The organism is Methylobacterium sp. CCH5-D2 (assembly GCF_001556475.1).
GTDB lineage: Bacteria > Pseudomonadota > Alphaproteobacteria > Rhizobiales > Beijerinckiaceae > Methylobacterium > Methylobacterium hispanicum.
In genome coordinates, this window is the sequence record NZ_LSIX01001010.1 from 1 (window position 1) to 2,008 (window position 2,008).

At 73.8% G+C, this 2,008-nt stretch carries 2 protein-coding genes; both read left to right on the plus strand.

Going from position 1 to position 2,008, the window contains the following annotated elements; all coding sequences use genetic code 11:
• The first annotated feature begins 307 nt into the window (after positions 1-307).
• Positions 308-1,516, plus strand: a complete 1,209-nt coding sequence (locus tag AX737_RS27480) for an alpha/beta hydrolase (protein WP_066927016.1) — start codon at positions 308-310, stop codon at positions 1,514-1,516.
• A gap of 239 nt (positions 1,517-1,755) precedes the next feature.
• Positions 1,756-2,008: hypothetical protein (locus AX737_RS27485; protein ID WP_156453997.1), on the plus strand; the 253-nt coding region annotated here is incomplete at its 3' end.

Sequence of the window (2,008 nt, forward strand, 5' to 3'; positions counted from 1 at the left end):
CAGCAGGGCCGGCCCCCGGGCACGGCGCGGACCCGGCGCGCGCGCCTCCGCCCTGCCGCCGCTGCGCCCGCTCACCGCCACCCGTCTCGGCCCCCGCTCGCACACGCCCCGCCTGCGCGGTCGCCGGCGCCCGGAGGCGCGGCACCGCCCGCATGGTTAAGAAACGGTACCGGCGCAGGGTTAACGACCGGTCAATGCGCGGCACCGGGCCCGGTCGGATACGAAAACGACCGTTGTCCGCCTGTGCGAGACTGGTTCGCCGCACGGTTTCCCGTGATAAGGCGGCCGTGGCAGCGGGGGAGGGGACATGACGGTGAGGAGAGGCGCGGTGCCGCCGGCACGGCAGCGCCCGGGACCGTTCGCGAGACTGTCCCTGGTCGTCCGGGCCGGAGGCCTCGGGCTCGCCCTGGCGGCGGGCGCGGCGCGGGGCGAGGAGGCGCCGCGGACGTCGGCCGCCACGGTCACCGGCTACTTCTACATCGGCGGGCGCTACCAGCGGGTCGAGGACAAGACCCTGATGGTCGGGCAGATGTTCGTCCAGTCGCGCCGCCCGGCCCAGGTCACGCAGCCCTATCCGGTGGTGATGGTGCACGGCGCCGCGCAGACGGGGGTGAACTTCCTGGGCACGCCGGACGGGCGGCCGGGCTGGGCCCAGCGCTTCGTCGATCACGGTTTCCAGGTCTACGTGGTGGACCAGGTCGGGCGCGGGCGCTCGGGCACCAACCCGGAGGTCTACGGGCCCTACACCCGCCTCTCCGCCCGCGCGCTCGAGGAGACCTACACCGCCCAGGAGGTCTACGACCTGTTCCCGCAGGCGAAGCTCCACACCCAGTGGCCGGGCGGGGCGGGCGTGCCGGGCAACCCGGCCTTCGACCAGTTCATGGCGAGCCAGGTGCCCTACCTCGCCAACACCCAGCAGACCGAGGAGCTGATGGCCCCGGCGCTGACCGCCCTCGTCGAGAAGGTCGGCCCCGCGATCCTCCTCACCCACGGGCAGGGCGGGCTGTTCGGCTGGGCGGTCTCGGACGCGCGCCCCGACCTCGTGAAGGCGCACGTGGCGATCGAGCCGAACGGGCCGCCCTTCTTCGACGTGCGCTACCGCGGCGGCAAGGAGTTCTGGGAGCGCACCGGCGAGGGCCGCGCCCGCGCCTACGGCCTCACCCGCATCCCCTTGAGCTTCCAGCCGCCGGTGAACGCGCCCGAGGATCTCACCGTGATCCAGGCCAAGGCGCCCGCGGCGGAGGGACGCATCCGCTGCTGGCTCCAGGGCGAACCCGCCCGCAAGCTGCCGAACCTCGCCCGCGTGGCCACCGTGATCGTGACGGCCGAGGCCTCCTTCCGGGCGCCCGTCGACGATTGCACGGCCGCCTTCCTGGCCCAGGCCGGGGCGAAGCCCGAATCCCTGCGCCTCGCCGAGGCGGGCCTGCGCGGCAACGGCCACATGATGATGCTGGAGAAGAACAGCGATCCGGTCGCCGACGCGCTGGTCGCCTGGATCGCCGGCCGGGTGCGCTGAGGGGACCCACCGGGGCGATCCATCCCGCGTGTGATCCCTGGCGCGTGCCATCATGGATTGTGACCGCCCGGCCACAGGACCCGGCAATCCATGGCGCACAGCCTTGTGCGGGCCGGGGTTCGGCCGTAGGCCTGTTCGGGAAAGCTCAATCCTTTCACGAACTTAGCATCATTCTAAAGAGCCAGGCCGTACGGTCCCGGGCGATCCGGGGCGCGCTGTCGGCTGTCCGGGATCCGCTCATGTCGCCGCTTGCGCCCGCCCCGAAGCGTCTTCGTCCGTTGCGCGTCCTCGCGCTGTCGGGCGCCTCGCTCCTCGTCCTCACGGCCACGGCCGCGGCCCAGCAGGCGACGCCGCCGCGCCGCGGCACCGCGAACCCGCCGGCCGAGGCCAGCGTGCAGCTCAGCGAGATCAGCGTCGAGACGCAGGGCAACGGCGGGGGGACCGTCGCCGGAGGGGGCGCCGGAGTCGGCGCGGCGGCGTCGCCTGCTGGGC